The organism is Vibrio sp. 1874, from assembly GCF_033344395.1.
Classification (GTDB): domain Bacteria; phylum Pseudomonadota; class Gammaproteobacteria; order Enterobacterales; family Vibrionaceae; genus Vibrio; species Vibrio alginolyticus.
In genome coordinates this window covers 442747-464684 of the sequence record NZ_JAWPOR010000001.1, presented here as the reverse complement: position 1 = coordinate 464684, position 21938 = coordinate 442747, and the positions used below count along the sequence as shown (strand labels likewise).

General features: G+C 44.5%; 18 protein-coding genes. 9 read left to right on the top strand and 9 right to left on the bottom strand.

Features of this window, described 5'->3' with window-relative positions:
* Positions 1-71: 71 nt before the first annotated feature.
* On the bottom strand, positions 72-1925 hold the full coding sequence (locus R8N46_RS02085; RefSeq protein ID WP_213972115.1) for an ABC transporter ATP-binding protein: 1854 nt from the start codon (positions 1923-1925) through the stop codon (positions 72-74).
* A 145-nt stretch (positions 1926-2070) separates the two neighbouring features.
* On the opposite strand from R8N46_RS02085, the gene R8N46_RS02080 reads away from it, so the two are divergent.
* From R8N46_RS02080 to fhuB, 4 genes are read left to right on the top strand one after another with little or no spacing between them, the layout of a single operon-like run.
* Positions 2071-4173, top strand: coding sequence for a TonB-dependent siderophore receptor (locus R8N46_RS02080; protein WP_115386782.1), 2103 nt, complete (start codon positions 2071-2073; stop codon positions 4171-4173).
* A 51-nt stretch (positions 4174-4224) separates the two neighbouring features.
* Positions 4225-5010 (top strand): ABC transporter ATP-binding protein, encoded by a 786-nt coding sequence (locus R8N46_RS02075; protein ID WP_005375174.1) that lies wholly within the window; start codon positions 4225-4227, stop codon positions 5008-5010.
* Positions 5001-5930 carry an iron-siderophore ABC transporter substrate-binding protein gene (locus tag R8N46_RS02070; RefSeq protein WP_170897555.1) on the top strand — a complete coding sequence of 310 codons (930 nt, stop codon included), beginning with the start codon at positions 5001-5003 and terminating at the stop codon, positions 5928-5930. Before R8N46_RS02075 ends, R8N46_RS02070 begins: the two co-directional genes overlap by 10 nt.
* On the top strand, positions 5927-7894 hold the full coding sequence (gene fhuB, locus R8N46_RS02065) for a Fe(3+)-hydroxamate ABC transporter permease FhuB (RefSeq protein WP_115386784.1): 1968 nt from the start codon (positions 5927-5929) through the stop codon (positions 7892-7894). Before R8N46_RS02070 ends, fhuB begins: the two co-directional genes overlap by 4 nt.
* A 95-nt stretch (positions 7895-7989) precedes the next feature.
* Here the strand turns inward: fhuB and R8N46_RS02060 are convergent, their stop codons facing one another.
* From R8N46_RS02060 to R8N46_RS02025, 8 genes are all read right to left on the bottom strand, one after another.
* On the bottom strand, positions 7990-8838 hold the full coding sequence (locus R8N46_RS02060) for a mechanosensitive ion channel family protein (protein ID WP_005375171.1): 849 nt from the start codon (positions 8836-8838) through the stop codon (positions 7990-7992).
* Positions 8839-8933: 95 nt separating this feature from the next.
* A complete protein-coding gene (locus R8N46_RS02055) occupies positions 8934-10274 on the bottom strand; it encodes an HlyD family type I secretion periplasmic adaptor subunit (RefSeq protein WP_005383906.1) in 1341 nt (446 codons plus the stop codon).
* Positions 10249-11967: a type I secretion system permease/ATPase gene (locus R8N46_RS02050; RefSeq protein ID WP_033906740.1), complete on the bottom strand. Its 1719-nt coding sequence runs from the start codon at positions 11965-11967 to the stop codon at positions 10249-10251. The genes R8N46_RS02055 and R8N46_RS02050 overlap by 26 nt, the downstream gene beginning before the upstream one ends.
* A gap of 152 nt (positions 11968-12119) precedes the next feature.
* The gene (locus tag R8N46_RS02045) at positions 12120-12710 is read right to left on the bottom strand and encodes a calcium-binding protein (protein WP_033906739.1); all 591 of its coding nucleotides are present in this window, start codon (positions 12708-12710) and stop codon (positions 12120-12122) included.
* Positions 12711-12916: 206 nt separating this feature from the next.
* Entirely contained in the window at positions 12917-13573 is a 657-nt protein-coding gene (locus R8N46_RS02040; RefSeq protein WP_005383910.1) for a LuxR C-terminal-related transcriptional regulator, read from the bottom strand.
* Positions 13574-13801: 228 nt separating this feature from the next.
* Positions 13802-14470, bottom strand: coding sequence for a LuxR C-terminal-related transcriptional regulator (locus R8N46_RS02035; RefSeq protein ID WP_005375166.1), 669 nt, complete (start codon positions 14468-14470; stop codon positions 13802-13804).
* 246 nt (positions 14471-14716) lie between these two features.
* Complete coding sequence (locus R8N46_RS02030) at positions 14717-14917, bottom strand: restriction endonuclease subunit S (RefSeq protein WP_005375165.1); 201 nt, start codon at positions 14915-14917, stop codon at positions 14717-14719.
* A 56-nt stretch (positions 14918-14973) separates the two neighbouring features.
* Positions 14974-16890: a methyl-accepting chemotaxis protein gene (locus tag R8N46_RS02025; protein ID WP_025768546.1), complete on the bottom strand. Its 1917-nt coding sequence runs from the start codon at positions 16888-16890 to the stop codon at positions 14974-14976.
* 310 nt (positions 16891-17200) lie between these two features.
* Between R8N46_RS02025 and R8N46_RS02020 the strand changes: the two genes are divergently transcribed.
* The 5 genes from R8N46_RS02020 to R8N46_RS02000 form a co-directional block, all read left to right on the top strand.
* Positions 17201-18157, top strand: a complete 957-nt coding sequence (locus tag R8N46_RS02020) for an AAA family ATPase (RefSeq protein WP_017635415.1) — start codon at positions 17201-17203, stop codon at positions 18155-18157.
* Positions 18158-18170: 13 nt separating this feature from the next.
* Positions 18171-19097, top strand: a complete 927-nt coding sequence (locus R8N46_RS02015) for a DUF58 domain-containing protein (RefSeq protein ID WP_064354905.1) — start codon at positions 18171-18173, stop codon at positions 19095-19097.
* Positions 19098-19134: 37 nt separating this feature from the next.
* The gene (locus R8N46_RS02010) at positions 19135-19611 is read left to right on the top strand and encodes a DUF4381 domain-containing protein (RefSeq protein ID WP_054574933.1); all 477 of its coding nucleotides are present in this window, start codon (positions 19135-19137) and stop codon (positions 19609-19611) included.
* Entirely contained in the window at positions 19604-20608 is a 1005-nt protein-coding gene (locus tag R8N46_RS02005) for a vWA domain-containing protein (RefSeq protein WP_213972114.1), read from the top strand. Before R8N46_RS02010 ends, R8N46_RS02005 begins: the two co-directional genes overlap by 8 nt.
* The coding region (locus R8N46_RS02000; RefSeq protein ID WP_318075655.1) for a VWA domain-containing protein at positions 20601-21938 on the top strand (1338 nt) is incomplete at its 3' end. The genes R8N46_RS02005 and R8N46_RS02000, both read left to right, overlap by 8 nt.

Below are 21938 nucleotides of genomic sequence, written 5' to 3'. Positions count from 1 at the left end.
GCCTACTTACTCGGTATAAACGACAGACACAAAAAAGAGGAGCATTTGCTCCTCTTTCGTGTAGCGTCATATTAGATGACTTGCAGCTGAGCATCACCTTGCTCAGACAAAAATCCGCCGGTTTGATGCTTCCACAACTGAGCGTAAACACCACCCAATTGCAGCAGCTCGTAATGCGAGCCTTGCTCAATGATTTTGCCGTCATCCATTACAATCAAACGATCCATCGCGGCAATCGTTGATAAACGGTGAGCAATCGCAATCACTGTTTTTCCTTCCATCAGAACTTCAAGGTTTTCTTGAATTGCCGATTCTACTTCTGAATCAAGTGCAGACGTTGCTTCATCCATGATCAAAATTGGCGCGTTTTTCAGCAGAACGCGAGCAATCGCCACACGTTGACGCTGACCACCAGACAGCTTCACACCGCGTTCACCCACTTCAACGTCATAGCCAACGTTACCTTGCTCGTCTCGTAGAGATTGAATGAAATCATGAGCATGTGCTTTCTCAGCAGCTGCGATAACGGCATCCATTGAAGCATCTGGATCACCGTAAAGAATGTTCTCTTTAATTGAGCGATGTAGCAAAGAGGTGTCTTGCGTGATCATACCGATGTGTTGGCGAAGCGACTCTTGTTCAACTTGAGAAATGTCCTGTCCATCAATACAAATCTTACCGCTATTTACGTCGTAAAAGCGCAGCAACAAGTTGACCAACGTGGATTTACCTGCCCCAGAGCGACCGACAATGCCGACTTTTTCGCCCGGTTTGATAGTCAGATTCAAGTTCTCAAATACTGCCTTCTCATCACTGTAGTTAAAACCTACGTGATCAAAGCAGATCTCACCTTGAGAGATTTGCAAAGGCTTAGCATTTGGTACGTCTTTCACTTCAACATCGTTTGAAATCGTATTAATACCGTCTACTACTGTACCGATGTTTTCAAACAGTGCGCTAACTTCCCACATGATCCACTTCGACATACCTTGTACGCGCAACGCAATACTGATGGCAATCGCAATAGCACCAATTGTTACAGCGTGATCTAGCCATAGATAAACCGAAATGGCACTAATAGACATCAGCAGCAAATAGTTGATGGCATCCACACTAAACAGTAAACAAGTCACCATGCGCATTTGGCGGTAAACCGTCACCAAAAATTGCTTCATGCTGCTTTCTGCGTATTCCAACTCTCGTTGCGAGTGTGCGAATAGCTTTACGGTAGATATGTTGGTGTAAGAATCGACAATGCGCCCAGTCATTACAGAACGAGCATCCGCTTGCTCTGTCGCTACTTGTTTCATTTTAGGGATAAAGTAGAACTGGATAACCGCGTACATTCCTATCCAAATCACAATAGGTAACATTAGCAAACCATCGGCTTCGCCCATCATCCAGAGCATCGAAAGAAAATAAACGCTGATATAAACCAGTACATCCACCAGCTTCATGACCGTTTCTCGTACCGCTAACGCACTTTGCATCACTTTGGTCGCAACTCGGCCTGCAAAGTCACGCTGGAAAAATCCAACCGCTTGTTTTAGCAAGTAACGGTGAATCAACCAACGGATAGACATCGGGTAGTTACCCAATAACGTTTGGTGCATCACCATTGAGTGGACAAAACCGAGAGCTGGCATCACAACCGCCACTAAGAACAGCATCATTAGCATGCGATCACCCTGGTCTTGCCAGAATGTTGCGCGTTCTTGATTAGAGAGAATATCGACGAGCTCGCCCATATAACGCAACAGCGTCACCTCAGTAATGGCAATAAGCGCACTGAACACAGCCATAACGAGTAAAGGGGCTTCAAAGCCACGAGTGTAAAAACGACAAAAGCCAAATAGCGCCTTCGGTGGCTTTTCGGTTTCCATCTGGGGAAAGGGTTGGGTCAGTTTTTCAAACCAATTGAACATAACAATGACTTTAGGTACCGCGAATGAATTTGCGAACGTTTTACTATCTTTTGATACAAAAGTCAGTAAAATACCGAAACAAAAGCTCAAATGATAATAATTACAATTAAGCTTAGCGTTAATCATAATTATCGGGAATAGATTTATGCAAAAGAATAACTCACTGACCATCGCTATCCGCAACGCGTTGGTTTGTGCTTTAGCACCTACAGCAGTGGTTGCATTCACAGCACAAGCTCAAGAAGACGTCGTACAAGATGACGTGATTGCCATGGAGACCATAACGGTCACCGCGCAAGCACTTAAAGTAGAAACCCCGGCAGCAGAAACGCCGCGCAGCGTATCTATCATTTCTGAAGATGAACTTCGTGTTCGTGCACCGAAAAAACTAGATGAAGCATTACGCTACACATCTGGTGTAACCGCTCAGCCTTATGGCGCAGACAACGACACTGATTGGTTCAAAGTTCGTGGATTTGATGCAGCGACTTACCTAAACGGCAACCGTCTATTCCGCGATGGTTACTACACATGGTTGGTCGAACCTTACGGCCTAGAAAGTGTAGAAGTGGTTAAAGGCCCATCGGCTATTCTGTTTGGTGAATCGGCACCAGGCGGTATCGTGAATGCGGTGCAGAAAAAACCAACGTTTACGCCTCAAGGCGAAGTAAAAGTCGAAGTTGGCAACAACCAACACCAGTCCGTAGGTTTTGACATTGCTGACGAAGCAAACGACGCAGGCACTGTGCGCTATCGTTTGGTTGGCTTGATGACAAGCCAAGATGGTGAACTGGACGGCACAAACAACGAGCGTTTCTACCTAGCGCCAAGTGTCGAGTTCGACATTTCTGACCGTACAATGCTGACCGTTTTGGCAACTTACCTTCGTGATGACGGTGTACCAACTAACCCATTCTTCCCAGCAGCAGGTACTCTGATTGGTTCTAACTTTGGCAAAATCGATCCTTCGACTAACCTTGGTCAGCCAAACTACGATAAATACGAACGCACGCAGTTTTCTCTGGGTTACTTACTAGAGCACGACATCAATGACACGTGGTCACTCTCGCAAAACCTCAACTACGGTTCGAATGAGTTGTACTTGCGCAGCTCTTACGCGTTCTCAAACAACGATCCAGCGAAAGAAGAATTAACGCAAGGCATCGTATTCCGTGACGGAAAAAGCCAGAGCATCACGTTCGATAACAATGCTGTCGGCAACTGGATGACAGACAACGCAGAGCACACAGTGCTTATCGGTATGGATCTGCAATTCCACAAAACCGATGGCGACGAGCAAGACAACTATGCATTTGGCACTATCAACCCGTGGAACCCAGTTTACGGCAACTTCACCCCTCTTGATCCTGCCGACAACGTGAAACGTGAGATTGAGAAATCTCAAGCAAGTCTCTATTCACAATACCAATTGAAACTGCATGAACAGTGGATTGGTAACATCGGTGCTCGTTACGACTGGGTGAAAACAGAAAACTCTGGCAAAGGCGCTACCGTTGATCAAAGTGAATCTCGTGATGATGGTCAGCTATCTCTAAGTGCGGGTGTGATGTACCTTGCAAACAATGGCCTGTCACCTTACGCAAACTACTCTCAGTCGTTTGAAGTGATCAGCACTATTGATACGGCAACCAATGAACTTTACAAACCGCTGGAAGGCGAGCAAGTAGAAGTGGGGGTGAAGTATGAGCCAAGCTTTATGGATGGCTTTATCAACCTTGCATGGTTCGACATCACGCAAAAGAATGCATTGGTCACAAACCCATCAACATGGATTGCGACACAAACAGGTGAAGTGACATCTCAAGGTGTTGAGCTAGAAAGCACGGCGCAGCTAACCGACGATCTAAAACTGATGGCAAGCTACACCTACACTAAAGCGAAAACAGATGAGAGCTTTGGCCAAGGTAAAAAACAAGCCGCACTTATTCCTGAGCACCAAGCTTCTGCATGGGTAGACTACAGCGCCTACAGCCTGATTCCAGGCCTCAATATCGGTACTGGTGTGCGCTACGTAGGTGAGTCAAAAGATAACCCTAAGAGCTCGAACCTAACGGTTCCTTCAGTCACTCTTTGGGATGCGTCAGTCACTTACGACATCACTTCACAGTGGCAAGCACAGCTAAACGTGAACAACATCCTAGATAAAGAGTTTGTTTCAGGTTGCGATTACTGGTGTTACTACGGCCAGTCTCGCTCTGTTATGCTAAACGCAAACTACCGCTGGTAATTGTACTTCTACTCCCCTCTATTGAGGGGAGTTTTCTCCTAAGAGCCATCCATGTTTCAACTGTCTAATATTGAGATCGTGCGAGGTGGACGTCAGATCCTCGGCATCGAACAACTTAACATCCCAACAAATGAGCTAACGGTCGTTTTAGGCCATAACGGTTCAGGTAAGTCGACACTGGTGAACCTGCTTTCTGGTCAAATGTCGCCAGATAAAGGCACGGTAACACTAAACGATACTTCCCTTTCATCACTTAAAACCAAAGAGTTGGCAAAACAGATCGCCTATTTGCCACAAAAGCTGCCCTCTTCGGCTGGTTTAACGGTAGAAGAGCTAGTGCGCTTAGGTCGCTTTCCGTGGCGTGGGGCACTTGGTCGTTGGAAAACCGAAGACAAACAGATCATCACGCAGGCTATGGAACGAACAGGAGTTACACCTTTTGCTCAAGCTTTGGCGGATGACTTATCGGGCGGCGAGCGCCAACGCGCTTGGGTGTCTATGCTACTGGCTCAACAATCGCCAATTTTAATTCTCGATGAGCCAACCTCGGCGCTCGATGTTCACCATCAGTTTCAACTAATGGCGCTGCTGGCAGAACTGAATCGAACCGAGAATGTAGGCATTATCGTGATCCTGCACGATCTGAACTTAGCACTGCGCTACGCCACCCACATTGTTGCGCTCAAAAAAGGTAAGATTGCCTTTGAAGGCAACGCCGACATGTTGTTAGACGAGGCACGCCTTTCTAAACTATATGAGTCACCAATTAAGCTGATTGAACACCCAAGCCCGGCTAACACATTAGCGAGCCAAAAGGTGGCTGTTGTATGCGCATAATAGCTCGTTTACTTACTGTGGTTACACAATCTGCTTTTCTCCTCGCATTTTTTATGACCAATGCACATGCAGTCATCACCGTTACCGATGAATATGGTGAGCATAGTTTTGAGCAAGCGCCTCAACGCGTTGTTGCCTTAAACTGGGACATCTTAGAACAAGTTTTGGCGCTAAACGTAGAACCAATCGCAGCCCCAAATTTACCAGGCTACCGCCAATGGGTCGTCAATCCAACCGCACCAGAGTCAATTGAAGATATTGGGACCCGAGCAGAACCCAACTTAGAAAAAATAGCCAGTTTGAAACCAGATGTCATCCTTGCTGCGTCTCCACAGCAAGACTTGATTCCGTTACTCAAACAAATTGCTCCGGTAATCTATTTACCTAATTTTTCTGAAAATGAGGCCGCAGCTGAAACGGCCATTCGTCACTTTCGTACGCTCGGCAAGCTATTCAATAAAGAGGCACTTGCTGAACAGAAATTGGCAGAATTAGATGCTTCATTTGCGCAGATGCGCCAGCGAATTCGCCACTATTACTCTGCTCCACTCAGCGTTCTTGTGATGCGATTTTCAACTCCGAATACTGTATTACTTGCAACCGAAAACTCCACCACTGACTACGTGGTTAGAAAACTGGGATTACAGGCTCCAATTAAAGAGGACCCACGTGCGTGGGGAGTAAAGCAAGATCGAATCAATCGGCTTCAGAGCCTTCAAAACAGCTACGTTCTCTACGTACAACCTTTCCCAGGAGAACGAAAACTGAAAGAGTCGCCACTTTGGCAAGCGATGCCGTTTGTGAAAAAGCAGCGGGTAAATTCAGTCAGAGCAGTGTGGGCGTATGGCGGTGCCATGTCTTTGCAATACACCGCTGAAGCGATTACCGACAGTCTAATAGAGTTGGCACCAGAACAATGAGAACGAAACATTATATTGGTTATCTGGCGCTGATTACATTACTTAGCGTCTTTAGCCTACAAATTGATACTAATTTATCACTTTTCGAACAATGGCAATTATTAACAAAACCAGAGGTAGCAACCGAGTTTCGTGACGTATTCTTTACGCAAGCGCAGCTTCCTAGGTTAAGTATGACCCTGCTTGTTGGTGCCATGCTTGGTCTCACCGGCAGCTTAATGCAGCAATTAACGCAGAATAACCTCACCTCGCCGTTGACTCTTGGCACCTCTTCTGGTGCTTGGCTTGCATTAGTCGTGGTAAACATTTGGTTCGTCGATTGGGTCGCCGATTACTCTGCATTAGCCGCAATGGTTGGGGCTTTAGTGGCGTTTGGCCTGATCGTATCAATTGCCGGTGTGCGTAACATGACAGGTTTGCCGCTGGTCGTTTCGGGGATGGTGATCAATATCTTGCTCGGTTCTATCGCCACAGCCATTATTATTTTAAACGCCCAGTTCGCACAGAATATTTTTATGTGGGGAGCCGGAGACCTTTCTCAATACAGCTGGGATTGGTTTGAGTGGTTATTGCCTCGCTGCGCTATCGCAATCGTAATTTTGATCGTCGCACCACGTATTCTGACCTTAATGAAACTAGGACAAGAAGGCGCAGCAGCCCGAGGCTTAGCGGTATTACCCGCGTTTGGTGCGTTAATGGTGATGGGTATTTGGCTGGTATCTGCCTCCATCACCGCAGTTGGTATTATCAGCTTCATCGGATTACTGACACCCAATATTGCCAGAGCGATGGGGGCAAGAACACCGCGCGACGAATTGATCAGCAGCATGCTTTTGGGCGCAATGCTACTAATCATCACAGACTCTGCCGCTATCTCGCTGAGCTTATGGTTAGAGGAAACCATTCCTAGCGGCGTAGCGGCTGCAGCTATTGGCGCTCCCGCTTTAATTTGGTTTACTCGTAAAAAACTGACGGCAACCGATCAACTTAACCTTTCAATGAGCCAAGGAAAAACGGCGCTTTCTAAACGCGCGGTATGCAGCATTGCGCTATTCAGTCTGGTTGGGATTCTAGCTTACTCATTCGTTACCCATGGTATAAACGGAATTCAATGGTCTGTGCCAGGTGAGTTCCAATGGCAATTGCGCTGGCCGCGCATGTTAACCGCACTTTCTGTCGGTATTGCGCTATCCGTTGCCGGAATCATTTTGCAACGCATAGTTTACAACCCTCTGGCAAGTCCCGATATTCTCGGTGTGTCTTCCGGAGCCACGTTTGCCATTATTACGACAGGAGTCATCGCTGGGTCGCTTCTCTCCGCATTTAGCTGGGGTATCGCTTTTTTCGGAAGTATGTCCGTATTGATGTTATTGCTGGTTATCGGTAAACGAAGCCATTTTAATCCATCTAACTTCGTGTTGTCCGGCATCGCACTAACGGCACTATTAGAAGCCCTCGTTCAATTTTCGCTAGCTCAAGGCTCAGGTGACAGTTACAAAATTTTATTGTGGCTAACTGGTTCTATTTATCGAGTCACAGCCGACACCGCACTGATGCTATGTTTGGCCATAATAGTTCTGCTTGCCGCTGTATTCTCGATTTCTCGTTGGCTAACACTAATTTCCATCGGGCGACAATTCTCAAATGCACGAGGGCTTAACCCTACCGTAGCCAATACGCTTATGCTCACCATCGTTGCTTTGTTATGCGCCTTTTCTACCGCTACAGTTGGTCCAATATCTTTTGTTGGCTTGGTCGCTCCCCATATGGCGATGATGTTAGGAGCAAGAAAAGTGAAAGAGCAACTGTGTGTCGGTGCCTTAATTGGCGCAACCCTAATGTTGTGGGCAGATTGGCTAGGACAAATCGCTATTTATCCAAGTCAGGTCGCAGCTGGCACGTTGGTCGCTATTATAGGCAGCACTTACTTCCTATTTTTAATGCTGAAGAGTAAATTCAGCTAAGTTGGGAATATTGTTACAGCCTAAAAATACGCTAAGAAAAACAAACCCCGCTATTTTGATAGCGGGGTTTGAAATTAAAGGCGAAGTACGATGCTCTATTCTTCTCGCACTACAGGAAAACGTTGCTCATAAAGTTCCATAAAGTCCTTACGAATTAAGTGCTCTAAGTGGTTCGCTTTATCGGTTGGGCAGAAAATCATCACGTGCAGAATTTGTTCACCATTAATGTTACTAGAAATATGCATATGTGGCTCAGAACCAGGAAGGTCAACACCGGCATGTTTTTCAATCATCGCATTGTAACGATGTGCAACATCAGCAAAGTAACTGCAATGTTCTTCAATTTTATCAGTTAAAATCGGTAGCAGTGGATACAAATTGACGAAGTCTTTCACCACTACAGAAAAGTTGTGGTAAACGTACCGCTTCATGAAGTTGAGGTTCTTTACTGGATAGGTAAAGAACATACTATTAGGCAATGTCGCTGTTTTGCCGGTGTAATGATATTGCCCATGATGCAGGTCGATCTCTTGAATCACCGTCGCCATCATATTGTGCTCAATCACTTCACCGCATAACTTCCCGACCTCAATCCAGTCCCCAACGCGAAAAGAACGTGAACTTGCTCTTTGAATCGAACCCGTAAAACACAAAATGATTTCTTTGGATGCCACTACAATGGCAACGGCAATCGCCGTTACACTCAGAGCAAACTCGTTAATTTCTGATTGCCATAAAATAAATAAAATCAGTAATGTAACAGCAAAGGTGCCATTTTTAGTTCTGGACATCCAACTACGCTGATCTTCTGAGAGAAAAGCGTGATCACCACGAATCATCGATAAAATTGCACGACGAATTAACCACATAATCGCAAAGATCAGTGCGGTAAAAATCAATTTATGAGTGAGAAGAAAATCGACAACTAACTGCACTTTCTCCATTCCACGGCTCCCTCGAATAAAAATACGGCCCAGTAACAGCTAACGATAACAAATTATTTTGTCTGTTGTCCGTGCTCACTCAAGTCTTTTTGAAATTACTCCTCTCTGAAGGCGCGATTCATGCTTTCTGTAATTGGCTTTATTAGGTAGCTCAATGGCGTTCGTGGCTCAGATAAAATAAGCACTTCGGCATTCATACCTGAGGTTAAACGATGTTTTGTCACATCTTCCGGTGAAATTGCAATTCTAGCGAGATAAAAATCTTCTTGGTTTTCTTGCGAGAGCTTATCGGCAGAAATCGTCAGCACTGTACCGTCTAAAGGTGCCAACGTCCGTGCATTCAGAGCGGTCAGACGAACATGCGCTTGCTGGCCTGGATTCACTAAATCAATATCCTGAGGATTAACACGAGCCTCGACTAACAACTTATCGTCTTGCGGGACCAGCTCTAGTAACGTTTCACCCGAGCCAATCACACCTTTTTCGGTAAACACTTGCATGTTGACTACGCGACCAGAAATAGGTGCGTTGATCGTTGTTCTTGCGACAATATCTTGAGCGGAGCGATATTCTTCCCGAATTGCGACAATTTCCGTTTTGGTATTTCGTAGTTCCTCGACAATCTCATTCAGCCTTTCAAGCTTCAACTCTTCAATTTGCGCTAGGTTCTCATCTAACCTTTTTCTAACGGTGAGCGATTGCCTGTCTAACTGGCTTAAGGTACTTCTCACCTCCGCTGCTAAGCGCTTGAGTTGAAGTAAAGTAGATTTTCCCGAGAAACCTTTTTGCACCAAGGCTTGGTTGCTGTCTATTTCTTCAGCAATAAAGTTGAGTCGTTCCGTCTCAATCACTTTGGTTTGCTGAAGGTTTTCAAGCTCTAAATTTGCTCCAGAAATACTCTGCTCAATGATACTCAGTTTACTATCAAAGAATCGCTTTCTCGCTTCAAAGATCTTGTTTTGAACCAGTTGTGCTTCTTGTACGATATCGACACGGGGAATGCTTTCAAGATCATCAGACCATACAATCGTTGGAAGCTCGTCAAGCTCCGCACTTAAACGGTTTTCCTTTGCTAGAGTATGGATAAAACGACCACTTAACGAGTCCAACTTAGCCATAGCTTGACGCTTAGAAAGTTGAATTAATAACTGACCTTTTTCGACTAAATCCCCCTCCTGTACATATAGCTTTTCAATAATACCGCCTTCTAAATGCTGAATTTCTTGTCGCTTAGTGAGAACTGACAAATCACCATAAGCAATCGCTGCACTTTCTAATTTGGCTGTTGCAGCCCAGTAGCCAAGACCTCCAAGAAAAACACTTAAGGTCACCACACCAAGTAAAATTGGTTTTCGAAAGCTTAGTCTCGCTTTGGGGCTAAAACGATATACGATCTCGGTAGAACTCTGATTAACGGTTGGCAGTTGATTGCTCATTTCTTACCCTTGGGATATCTGTTCTTTCTTCGCCCATCAAACGTTTTAATACTTCATCTTTAGCGCCGTATAACTTGACTCGGCCGTCAGCCAAATACAACAGCCTATCCATTTGTCGTAACGTACTCGGATTGTGGGCAATGACGATAATCGTTGTACTCTGTGCTTTTAAATGGGCAATCAAACGTTGATACGCAGCCTCTCCCTCACCATCGAGGTTGGCATTCGCTTCATCGAAAATCACAATAGGTGGGTCGCCATAAACGGCTCTTGCAAGAGCGATTCTCTGCCTTTCCCCCCCAGATAAACCACGGCCATTTTCACCAATAATGCAATCATAGCCTTTGTTTTTCTTGAGTATTAATTCATGACATCCTGCTAGTTGAGCCGCCTTGATGACTTTAGCGGGGTCTTCTTCTTTAAAGCGCGCGATGTTCTCTCGAATTGTGCCAGGAAATAACTCCACCTCTTGAGCGAGATACCCAAAATGCACGCCGCGATCTTCAGATGCCCATACGGAGACTTCCATTCCATCAAGAGTCACTTTACCCGCTAATGGCTTAACCGTACCTAATAACAGCCGAGCAAACGTCGATTTACCCGTACCAGAAGGGCCAATCACCCCAACAGCAACACCCGGAGGAATCGATAAGTTGATCGATGACAGCACTGGTTCGGTTGCTCCAGGATGGCGATAGGCCAGTCCGGTAAGCTCATAGTGTCCTTTTGGTTTAGGCAGTGGCATATCTGATTCATCTTGGCGCACGATCGCATCGATTTCTTTCAACCTTTTATAGGCGCCTTTAGCAGACATCGCACTTCGCCACGTGCCTATCGCCTGCTCCATCGGCGATAATGCCCGACTCATTAATATGGAGCTCGCGATCATCGCCCCTGCCGTTATCTCATGTTGGATAACTAACCATGCACCACCTCCCAGTAAAAATATCTGTAGTGATCCACGCACAAACTTAGAAAAGTTAGCCATGTAGATGGACTTACCTGCAACTCGCTCTTCAAGCACATTCACTTCACTCACGCGCGACTGCCACTTCTCTAAAAATGCATTCATCATCCCCATTGCGAGAATTGAATTGGAGTTTTGCGTGGCTAATTCTGCGTTGTTGATATGAGAAATCGCTCTGACTTCGCTCTCTTGCATTGTTTTACGCGTCATTAGCTCATTAAGTAGACCTAGGCTAAACAATACGATAGATCCAAGTAACGCGATGTGACCTAGTATCGGGTGCAATAAATATACAAATAAAATAAACAGCGGTGTCCAGGGCGCATCCAACAGTGGATAAGGTGCTTGACTGCTCAAAAAGCTTTTGATGTTCTGAATGTCTCTCAGAGTTTGCGAGGTATAACTCTTCCCGGTATGTGATTGATATTGAATCGTGCGCTTGAGCATGAAAGCGGAGAGTTTTGTGTCCATCCAATAACCAAAAGATTTACTCATTTGTGCTCGTGCAATGTCGATGATGGACATGGTTAACAGCGCGACAATTACGATGACAGTGAGCAAGAATAAAGTATCGGTTGAGTAGGAGGATATCACTCGGTTGTACACTTGAAGCATGTACAACGGAATCGAGAGAACCAATAAGTTGATAAAAAGGCTAAAAACGATCAGCAAGCCCGCAAGCGTGCATAGTTTTTGTTTCACTTCTTTGAAAACCGTTTTTTGCACGACTACTTCCGTTTAACGTGAAAATTGTAGGCGCCAGAAATACTAGCGCCTAGCTTAAGGTAACCTCAAATCGCTCTAGAGTGTCCGATTAGTTCACCTCAGCATGGCAGAGCCACGCAAACTAATTCCCATCCAGAGTTATTTTCAGTCGTTTAGATTACGAACAGATCTGCACCATAGGTGTTGATGTCAGTTTCAGTCACGCCAATAAGTTTCACTGTTAGATCAGCCCCATCGGTAAACACTGCATTCCCAACTGCATCGTAGCTAAAGCTTAAATCACCAAAGTCAGTGACAGAGTCGCTAATGATGTGCAAAGAGTCTTCACCAATGATGAAGTCAACAACTTTGGCTTCGCCATGGCCACCAAACTTATCCGTGAACACAAACTTATCGCCATTGCTGCCGCCAACTAAAACGTTGTCACCAGAACCAGCAACAAGAATATCTTCACCGACACCACCATTTAATTTATTGTCGCCCAGCAAACCCAACAGCAAGTCATTACCGGTACCACCGCCGAGGTAGTCGTTTCCTGTACCAGCCCTAAGGATGTCATCTCCTGCACCACCAGTTAGGCGATCATCGCCGTCGCCGCCGATCACATAATCATTACCGCCACCGCCAACAAACGAGTCATTACCACCAAAACCGATAAACAAATCATCGCCGCCATCGAAATCAGCAAATTGGTTATTTACACCTGCATCGCCTAAATAAGTGTCATTGTCACTTGCGCTCATTTTTATTCCCTCTTAGCTTATTAATTGAATAGACCTTCTGTTCCACGTCTGACTAGATTCGTCACGACATGAGAAGTCTAATAGTCAACTGAATAGGAATAAGTTTGAATATGGGATGATATTTCAGACTGACATTTTAATAATAAATATAAAATTTAGTACTTTATAGAGTATTTTCTTTTTATTACAGCAAGTTAATACTAGTACTACAGGTTTCTCTTAGCCCAACTTGTAGCTTGCGTACGGTTCTTTACTTCTAACTTTCTAAAAATATTGTATAGATGTGATTTAATAGTATGCTCGCTGATAAATAAAGAATCAGCGATTTCCATATTTGAACCACCTTCTTTCAACATTTTTAAAACCTGAACTTCACGCCGAGTAAGCTCAACCTCAATAGCAGGTTCGATAATGTTATTTGCTTCTCTACCTCGATAATAATTTACTAGCTGATCAAGTAATCTTCGAGACAGCCAGTTATCCCCTTTTATTATTGCTTTTAATCCCTGACAAACCTTGTCCATTGAATCTCCTGGACCAAATATACCTTTTACATGAGGCCAAGAAGCGAGTTCTTCTGTGTCTAAGTCATAACCTAGATTAAGCATTATGGTTCCTAGCACTTTATTACTATCTTTTAAATAAACTAAAGTTTCGGAAGGAATCTCAACTGAAAAATCAACAAGCAAAAAGTAGCGTTCCGGAATGAGTTCATGATAGCTAGGGTTCTTAGTATCAATGATCGTTATTTTAGTTTCTGTATTTTTAGAAAGCATTTCCTTAAAGTTTTCACTCTGTAAACTTTGTTGAGTGAGCATTAGGATTTCAGGCTTTTCCATATACTGTTCCATAATGTTTCTCATACTTTCAGTGACTTAACATTCTTAAATTAGTAGTTAATCGTCAGCACTTAGTTTGATATGTAAGTGCTAGTTCACAGAGTAAAGTTATTTGCTACTTTTTTAAATTCTAAAGTTATTAAAAAGAGAATCAAAAAAAGTGTTTCTCATAAAAGAAACACTTTTAACACATTCAGGTCACAGAAATTATTAAGAGTTTACTAAATTAGGCAACCTAATATTGCAATAGCATTACACCATTAACGAGTTGTCTGAAATATTTTCCTTTGCCCAAATAAGTGCTTGAACTCTATTTTTCACATCAATCTTCTTGAAAATATTATGTAAATGCGTTTTTACCGTATTCTCGCTGACAAATAATTGTTCGGCGATTTGTTGATTGGACGCCCCCATGGAAAGAAAGGTAATTATTTGTTGCTCTCGTTTGGTCAGAATAGCGGAAACATTCTTATTTATAGGTTTGCAATGTCGACGAAGGTAAGTAATGTACTGCTGAGAAAACTTACGGCTGAACCACATATCTCCTTGAAGCACCTTACCAATACCAACTTGCAACGTTTTTATATCATCAGAGGTATAGAAAATACCGGCCAAAGTACGCCAAGCAAAGAGATCTTCTGTCGATATGGATTGCTCACAATTAATTAAGATTTCAAGCGTGTCTTTCTGCTTGGCCGCTTTAAACTCCGCATAACGGCGAAAAATTTCATCCGTGATCACGCTGCAATCAACAATAATGGCTGATGCAAGAGATTCATGTAACACTCCGTGAATCAGATTATCTGGCGTGATTAGAGCAACACTAATACCGAGTTTGGTCTCCAATACATCTTTCAACAGAGATGACTGTAGACTTCCCTCCGTGATTAAAATAACGTTTCTTTTTTTTTGCTGCTCCATCCTGATCGCATTCCCTTGGTCGTTTTTATTGAAATACGCAATAGATTTAGATAGAGCGGTAGTATTGTCAAGTATGAAAATCACTAGTACTAATTAATAACTCATTGAAGTGTCAATAATTTTTAAGTGGCAAGTATGTGAGAGGTATTAGCATTTTTCAGACATTAAAAAAGGGAGTATAAACTCCCTTTTTGTGTTTGAGCAGGTGATTTAATCACGCACGTTAGAGGCAAAACACCACCTAACTTAGTGGATTGGAACTGCGTTTTTTTGGTTAAACTTACCAAAGTGTTGTTCTAACACTTCTGGCGTCAGCTTACCTTCCGCTTCCAGCTTTTTCAGCTCAGCGACGATCGCTTTTTGCTCTTCTAGCGACGGCAGTTTTACTTCTGGCTCCTGAGCGGTTTCTTGAGAAATTTGCTCTAGTTCTTTTTCGAAGTCATTCATAGTACTTACCTAAAATTAATGATTGAACTTTTAAACTTCGCCTATTCTATCCAACTCTATAACTTGAAGCTACCAACCATCTTGTCCAAACGAGAAGAGAGCGCTTGAAGATCGCGACTTGCATCCGCCAACTCTTCTGCTGTCGCGGTTGTCATTTCATTTATCGCGTTGATTTCTTCGATATTTTGATTAATGGTATGCACCACCGTGGATTGCTCTTCCGTCGCCGTTGCAACCTGTGTATTACGATCAGAGATGTCGGTGATTCGTTCAGAAATACTGATTAATACCTCGACTGCTTCATCGGTAGAAGTAACCCCTTCTATGGTGACCGCTTTGCCCGCTTCCATAGCACTTACCGCGTCTTGTGCGTCACTTTGAAGCTGATTGATCATGCGCTGAATCTCTTCTGTAGAATCGGCCGTGCGTGAAGCTAGGTTTCTTACCTCATCAGCAACAACCGCAAAACCACGTCCCTGCTCACCAGCACGAGCAGCCTCAATTGCAGCGTTTAGCGCAAGTAAATTCGTTTGCTCAGATATGTCACGAATTACACCCAGAATCGAGCCAATATCTTTGGTTGTCGATGCCAACTGCGTCACAACAATATTGGTTGTTTCAACATCATCGGCTAGGCGGCTGATCACCTCTTTTGCTTTCATCACAACTTCTCGACCAGTTTGAGTGTTATCTGAAGCCTGATTTGCCGTATCAGCAGCGGTAGCAGCGTTCGATGCAATTTCACTGATGGTCGCACCCATTTGGTTGATAGCTGCAACTACTTGAATGGTTTGATCACGCTGCTCTTGGCTGTTGTCGTGTGTGGATGTTGCTTTCGTTGACACACTTTCTGCCGCTTGACTTAATGAGCCACTGGTTAAAGCAACCTCTTTCATCGTGGCATGAATCTTCTCAATAAATCCATTAAAGCCTTTTGAAAGCTGAGCAATTTCATCATTACCCTTAATTTCAATACGCTGCGCCAAATCGCCTTCACCTTGCCCAAGGTCGGTAAAACGATCGGCAATCAGTCGGATTGGTTTCGTAATGCTGTTTGCTAACCATACGCCCATGAGGATGAATACAACGGCAACAATGATGGTCGTAAACAGCATTTTTTTAGCTGTCGCATTCAGGTCTGCGAATACTTCATCAACGGGAACCACGCCAATAACAAACCAGTTCATTGAAGGAACATACAAACTAGAAACAAAAGTATCCTGCCCTTCAAACTCCACATTAATTAGGTTGAAGCTATTTTTGTTCAACAGCGCACTTGCGTCACTACCAAATAGTTTAGTGATAGAAGTTTGGTTCTTACCTTGTTGACGGTGTATTTGAATCTGGCCTTGTTCATTAGTGAGGAACACGTAACCCGTATCTTCAATTTTAAACCCGTTGAGCAAAGTAACCATGTCTCCCATAGATTTAGAGAGACCTGACATTGATGTACCATTAAGATCTTGGAAATTGGCAAACATTTTCACTTCGCCATTTGCCTCTTGGAACACACTCACGGACGTTTCTTGACCAGACGACGTAAATCCAAAGAACCAAGCATCTTGCGTTCGGTTAAGTTGACGTAAGAATCCGTTTTGGTTCCAGTAATATGCCGTTTGACGATTCGCTACCGACGCATCATTAAGACCATACTGTGATTTAACATTATTGAGCTGCTGCACCAACTGAACTTCTACTGACGGATCACGGTCTGTATTAGATAGGGCTTCAACAATAAATTCGTTTGTAGCCAGCTGTTTTGCCGCTTGTTGCATTTCGACAACTTCGCGGTCAATTTCGGTATTGATTTGCTGCAACATCGCAGGTAGCTCGATGTCAATAAGACGATGGCTCAATACATCTCTCGCATGACGCTGAGCCATAACACCAACAATGATTGTTGATGCTAGAACAGCAAACGTAATGCCAAGTACAACCTTCTGTTTGATGCTCAAGGAATGAAGTTTCAACATATTCGGACCTTTTAAAAGAATCACTTGTTATTGGCCCCACAAGGGGAATCAGGTGCATATCTCATGACACGCACACCACGGAATCTTTATCGGCTCATATGTACAAAACTAGAGGCATTTCTCATTATATTATGAAAAATAAATGTAACACACTGTCAAATAAGCACTTTCAGAGATAGCACGTACTTGCAATTCTCTGTAGCGTCCCAATATTGAAAAGATAAATTGCAATAGAGCGTTGGAACTTTTTTCACATGGAAAATGACCAATACTCAACACGAAAATCACATGGATACCGAGAGTCCAAAGCATGCATAAATCTAACTTCGAAACTCTTCAGCAATACTTAGAGTCGCAGATCATCGGACAGCAAGATCTGGTAAAGCAACTGCTTGTTGCGCTTCTTGCAGATGGGCATATTTTAGTTGAAGGCCCTCCTGGGTTAGCAAAAACCCGTGCAGTAAAATCACTCTCAGACTGTGTTGAAGGCGACTTCCACCGCATTCAGTTCACCCCTGATTTGCTGCCAGCCGATTTAACCGGCACCGATATCTTCCGTCCCGAAACCGGAGAATTCACTTTCCAATCAGGTCCTATCTTCAACTCGCTTATTCTTGCGGATGAGATAAACCGTGCACCAGCCAAAGTACAAGCGGCAATGCTTGAAGCAATGGCAGAGAAACAAGTCACAGCAGGTCGTCATACCTACCCGCTGCCAGAGTTGTTTTTGGTTATGGCAACTCAAAACCCGATAGAGCAAGAAGGGACCTACCCCCTTCCTGAAGCGCAGCTAGACCGCTTTTTATTGCATTTAGAAGTTGAATACCCAGATGCGGAGCATGAGCTATCTATCTTGCGTATTAACCGCGGAGAAGCAAAAGGCGAAGCAAAGGTTGAACGCCCAATGTTAAGCCAACAAGATATATTCACCGCACGTAAAGAGGTGTTGGATATTCATATGGCGGAAACGATAGAGCAGTACATCGTCCGTTTAGTTATGGCGACACGTCAAGCCAACAAATATGACACTGAGTTGGACAAGTGGTTGTCAATGGGTGTGAGTCCGCGTGCTACCATCGCTCTTGATCGCTGTGCACGTGCGCACGCTTGGCTTGCTGGTCGTGATTTTGTCTCTCCGGAAGATGTTCAAACCATGGCTTATCCGGTACTGCGCCACCGTTTATTATTGAGTTACCACGCTCAAGCTGAAGGCATTACGGCAAACCAGGTCATCGATAAACTGCTAAACCTTGTTGGCAGTGCATAAACGAGTGAGTGATATGTCCGCTACACATTCATTACCACCTCATGCGAATGGGGTGACATTAACCCTTGAAGAGCTGCTCCAATATCGCACTCAATCTGTACGTTGGTTACCACCAGCACAGAGTCTCTGGTCGCAGATGAGTGGTAACCATACCAGTCGCCAAAAAGGGCGAGGTATGGATTTTATGGAGGTGCGCCAATATCAACCTGGCGACGATATTCGCAGCATTGATTGGCGAGTCACCGCTAGGACCGGTAAAGCACATACGAAGTTGTTTGCAGAAGATAAAGAGCAAGCGGTCATTCTTTATCTTGATCTAAGTTCTAGTCTACATTTTGGATCTAAGTATGTACTCAAATCCGTTCAATTGGCCCACTTTGCCAGTGTTCTAATTTGGCTAACTCTAGCTAAAAAAGATCGCATCGGCGCAGTGATTGATGACGGACATCAATGTCTTGAATTTCGCCCCTCTTCTTTACAAAGACAAGGGCTGCGGATTCTTAACGCCATAGTCGACATACATAATGCGCAAGTAACTCGTACTGCAAGCAACGACACTCGTACACTGCCGTATACACAAGTATTGGAGACACTTCATACGCTCACCCCAAAAGGCAGCGAATTGATTATGCTCAGTGACTTTGCCCACGTAACACCAACGGAACTGGCACAACTACGTCGACTCAAACAACACAATAGCGTAAGGGCCGTTCAGTTTTATGATCCGTTAGAAAGAGGCGAAACAGACTTTAGAGGTCAAGTGAAAGCTTCGGATGGGCAGCATAGTCAATGGTTTAACTTTGGCTCTAAAGGACAACGAAGAGAACTCGAAAGCCACTTTACCCAACATCAAGAAACCATTAAGCAGCAATGCCATTCAATAGCAATTCCATTTAACACGCTATCAAGTGGCTGGCCCTTAATTTCACAATTAAGCTAACAAACTGACAAGCAGTATTTATTAAGCAGTAATAATAATGACAACAAACAACCAAAGCCTAAACCTTGAACCTTTGATTTTGCCAAACGCACCGGATTGGTTTCCGCTCGCTTGGGGATGGTGGGTGGTGCTTGCAGCCACCTTGCTCTTCGTTTTCGGCATTTGTCTTTATGTGAGATGGCGTAAAAAACACTTACGCGCAAAAAAGACAGCATTAACACTTTTAACTCAACCTACCGCGCCTCATACCCCCTCTTCTGCTCTGGAAATATTGCGCCAGGCAGCATTGAGTTACTTTCCGCGTGAAGAGATCGCACCATTAACCGGAATCGCTTGGTATGAATTTCTCGATAGCCATACCAAAGAAAGTCGATTCGTAGACAAACAACATCAGTGGCAAGAAGCGTTGTATCAGAATTCTTCCCAAGGGCAGCATCAAAGCTTGGTAGACGATTGTGTCTTTTGGATAACCTACGCTTTGCCACCAAAGAAAAAGGCAAATAACCGTGACTGAGCAAACACTCATAACCGATCTTGCCCAATGGCTAAACATTGAATTTGTCTGGTGGTGGGCACTGTTTTTGTTGCCCATCCCATGGCTGGTATACAAGTTCCTGCCACAAGAATCTCAACAAGCCGAGATCAAATTGGCGTACTTACCAACCAATGAGAATCGCAGCAAGCCTAAGCAAGCGCTGCAAAAAGCACTTTCAATCGCGATCTGGGGCCTTCTTGTCGTCGCTTGTGCGCGTCCAGTTTGGTTTGGCGATCCCGTTGAATTCCAACCCAAGTATCGGGACTTGATGTTAGTCGTCGATCTGTCCGGTTCGATGCAGCAGGAAGACATGGAACTCAACGGCGAATATATCGATCGCCTCACAGCAGTCAAAAAAGTTCTGTCTGATTTCGTAGCAAAGAGAAAAGGTGACCGTCTCGGAGTTGTTTTGTTTGGCGACCATGCTTATTTGCAAACACCACTCACTGCAGACCGCAAAACCGTCATGCAGCAGATTAATCAAACCGTCATCGGCTTGGTTGGTCAACGAACCGCCATTGGTGATGGTATTGGTTTAGGCACAAAAACCTTTGTAGACAGTGATGCTCCGCAACGAGTCATGATTTTGCTTAGTGACGGCAGCAATACTGCAGGGGTTCTCGAGCCGCTAGAAGCAGCGGAAATTGCGAAAAAATACAACGCCACTATTTACACCGTGGGCGTGGGCGCTGGTGAAATGATGGTGAAGGAGTTTTTCATGACTCGCAAAGTCAACACCGCAGCCGATTTAGATGAACAAACACTGACTAAAGTGGCAGAGGTGACAGGTGGACAATATTTTCGAGCGCGAGATACAGAAGAGCTCGAAAATATTTATGACACCATCAACCAGCTAGAACCCGTATCTAGCGACACACAAACTTGGCGCCCACAGTCTGAATGGTTTCCATATCCATTAAGCGCTGCATTTGTATTATCGGTATTGTTATTCCTGTTAAGGAGAAAACATGGCTGAGTTTATTTTCCTCAATCCTTATTGGCTTTTGGGGCTCATCGTGATCCCTATCGCACTCTTGCTTAATCACAAATTTAGAGCCCAAAAATCCACACTGATTGCCCCTCACTTATCGCGGATGCTCGGACAAAACACGCAGTCTAAGCATTACTTCACTCTATGGGGTTTAGCTTGGGCAATAACTTGCATTTCATTAGCGGGGCCAAGCTGGCAGTCCAATGCTCGACCAAGCTTTGAGTTAAACCAAAACCGAATCTTGGTGCTTGATATGTCTCGCTCTATGTTTGCTACAGACATCAAACCCAATCGGTTAGCACAAACACGTTATAAGGCGCTCGATTTGCTGCCTAAATGGAAAGAGGGAGCCACTGGACTTATTGCTTACGCTGGCGATGCCTATAACTTAAGTCCACTGACAACTGATTCCAGCACGCTTGCGGGCATTATCGAAAATTTGTCACCAGAGCTGATGCCTTTTCAAGGAGCAAACCTGCCTGCCGCGATTGAACTTGCGATCAACCAGTTTTCTCAAGCCGGCACGCAACAAGGCGATATCATCGTGTTAGCGGATGATCTTGATACGTCAGAGCTGTCTCGCGCGTTAGATTTAGTCCAAGGTACAAAGTTTCGCATTTCTGTTCTTGCCGTCGGGACTCCTAACGGTGCGCCTATCGCGCTGCCCGATGGCTCTCTGCTAAAAACTGCACAAGGCACTACCGTCGTAGCGAAAACAAATCTGAAAAATCTACAAACGCTAGCGAATAAGACTGGTGGCCTATTTGTTCCTATTCAGCACACCAACCGTGATGTTGAAAACATCGCGGCCTTTACCAATAACATTGGTAGCCAGCTTTCTGCGACCCAAAGCGAAGAAGTTAAAACTGATTCTCGTCTCAACAGTGGCTTTTGGTTACTGCCGTTGTTACTTCTTCCTGCGGCTTTACTGTTTCGACGCGGCCTGATTTGGATGGTAGTTGCGACTGTAGTCCCAGTAACGTGGACACCGCATGCAGAAGCTAATCCGTTCTTAAATGCCGACCAACAAGGAGCGGAACTCTACAAGCAAGGTGAGTATGAACAGGCGCAAAACCTATTTACAAACCCAAGCTGGAAAGGAGCCGCCAGTTATCAAAAAGGTGACTACGAAGCCGCTATCGAAGCATTTTCTCATGATGCCTCCCTTAACGGCCGCTATAACCTCGCCAACTCGCTCGCTCAAAATGGTCAATTAGAAGATGCGGCTGATTTGTATAAAAAACTGCTAGAGGAAAAGCCTAACTTTGAAGCCGCGAAGAAAAACCTATCGGTTGTAGAAGAAAAGCTAAAACAG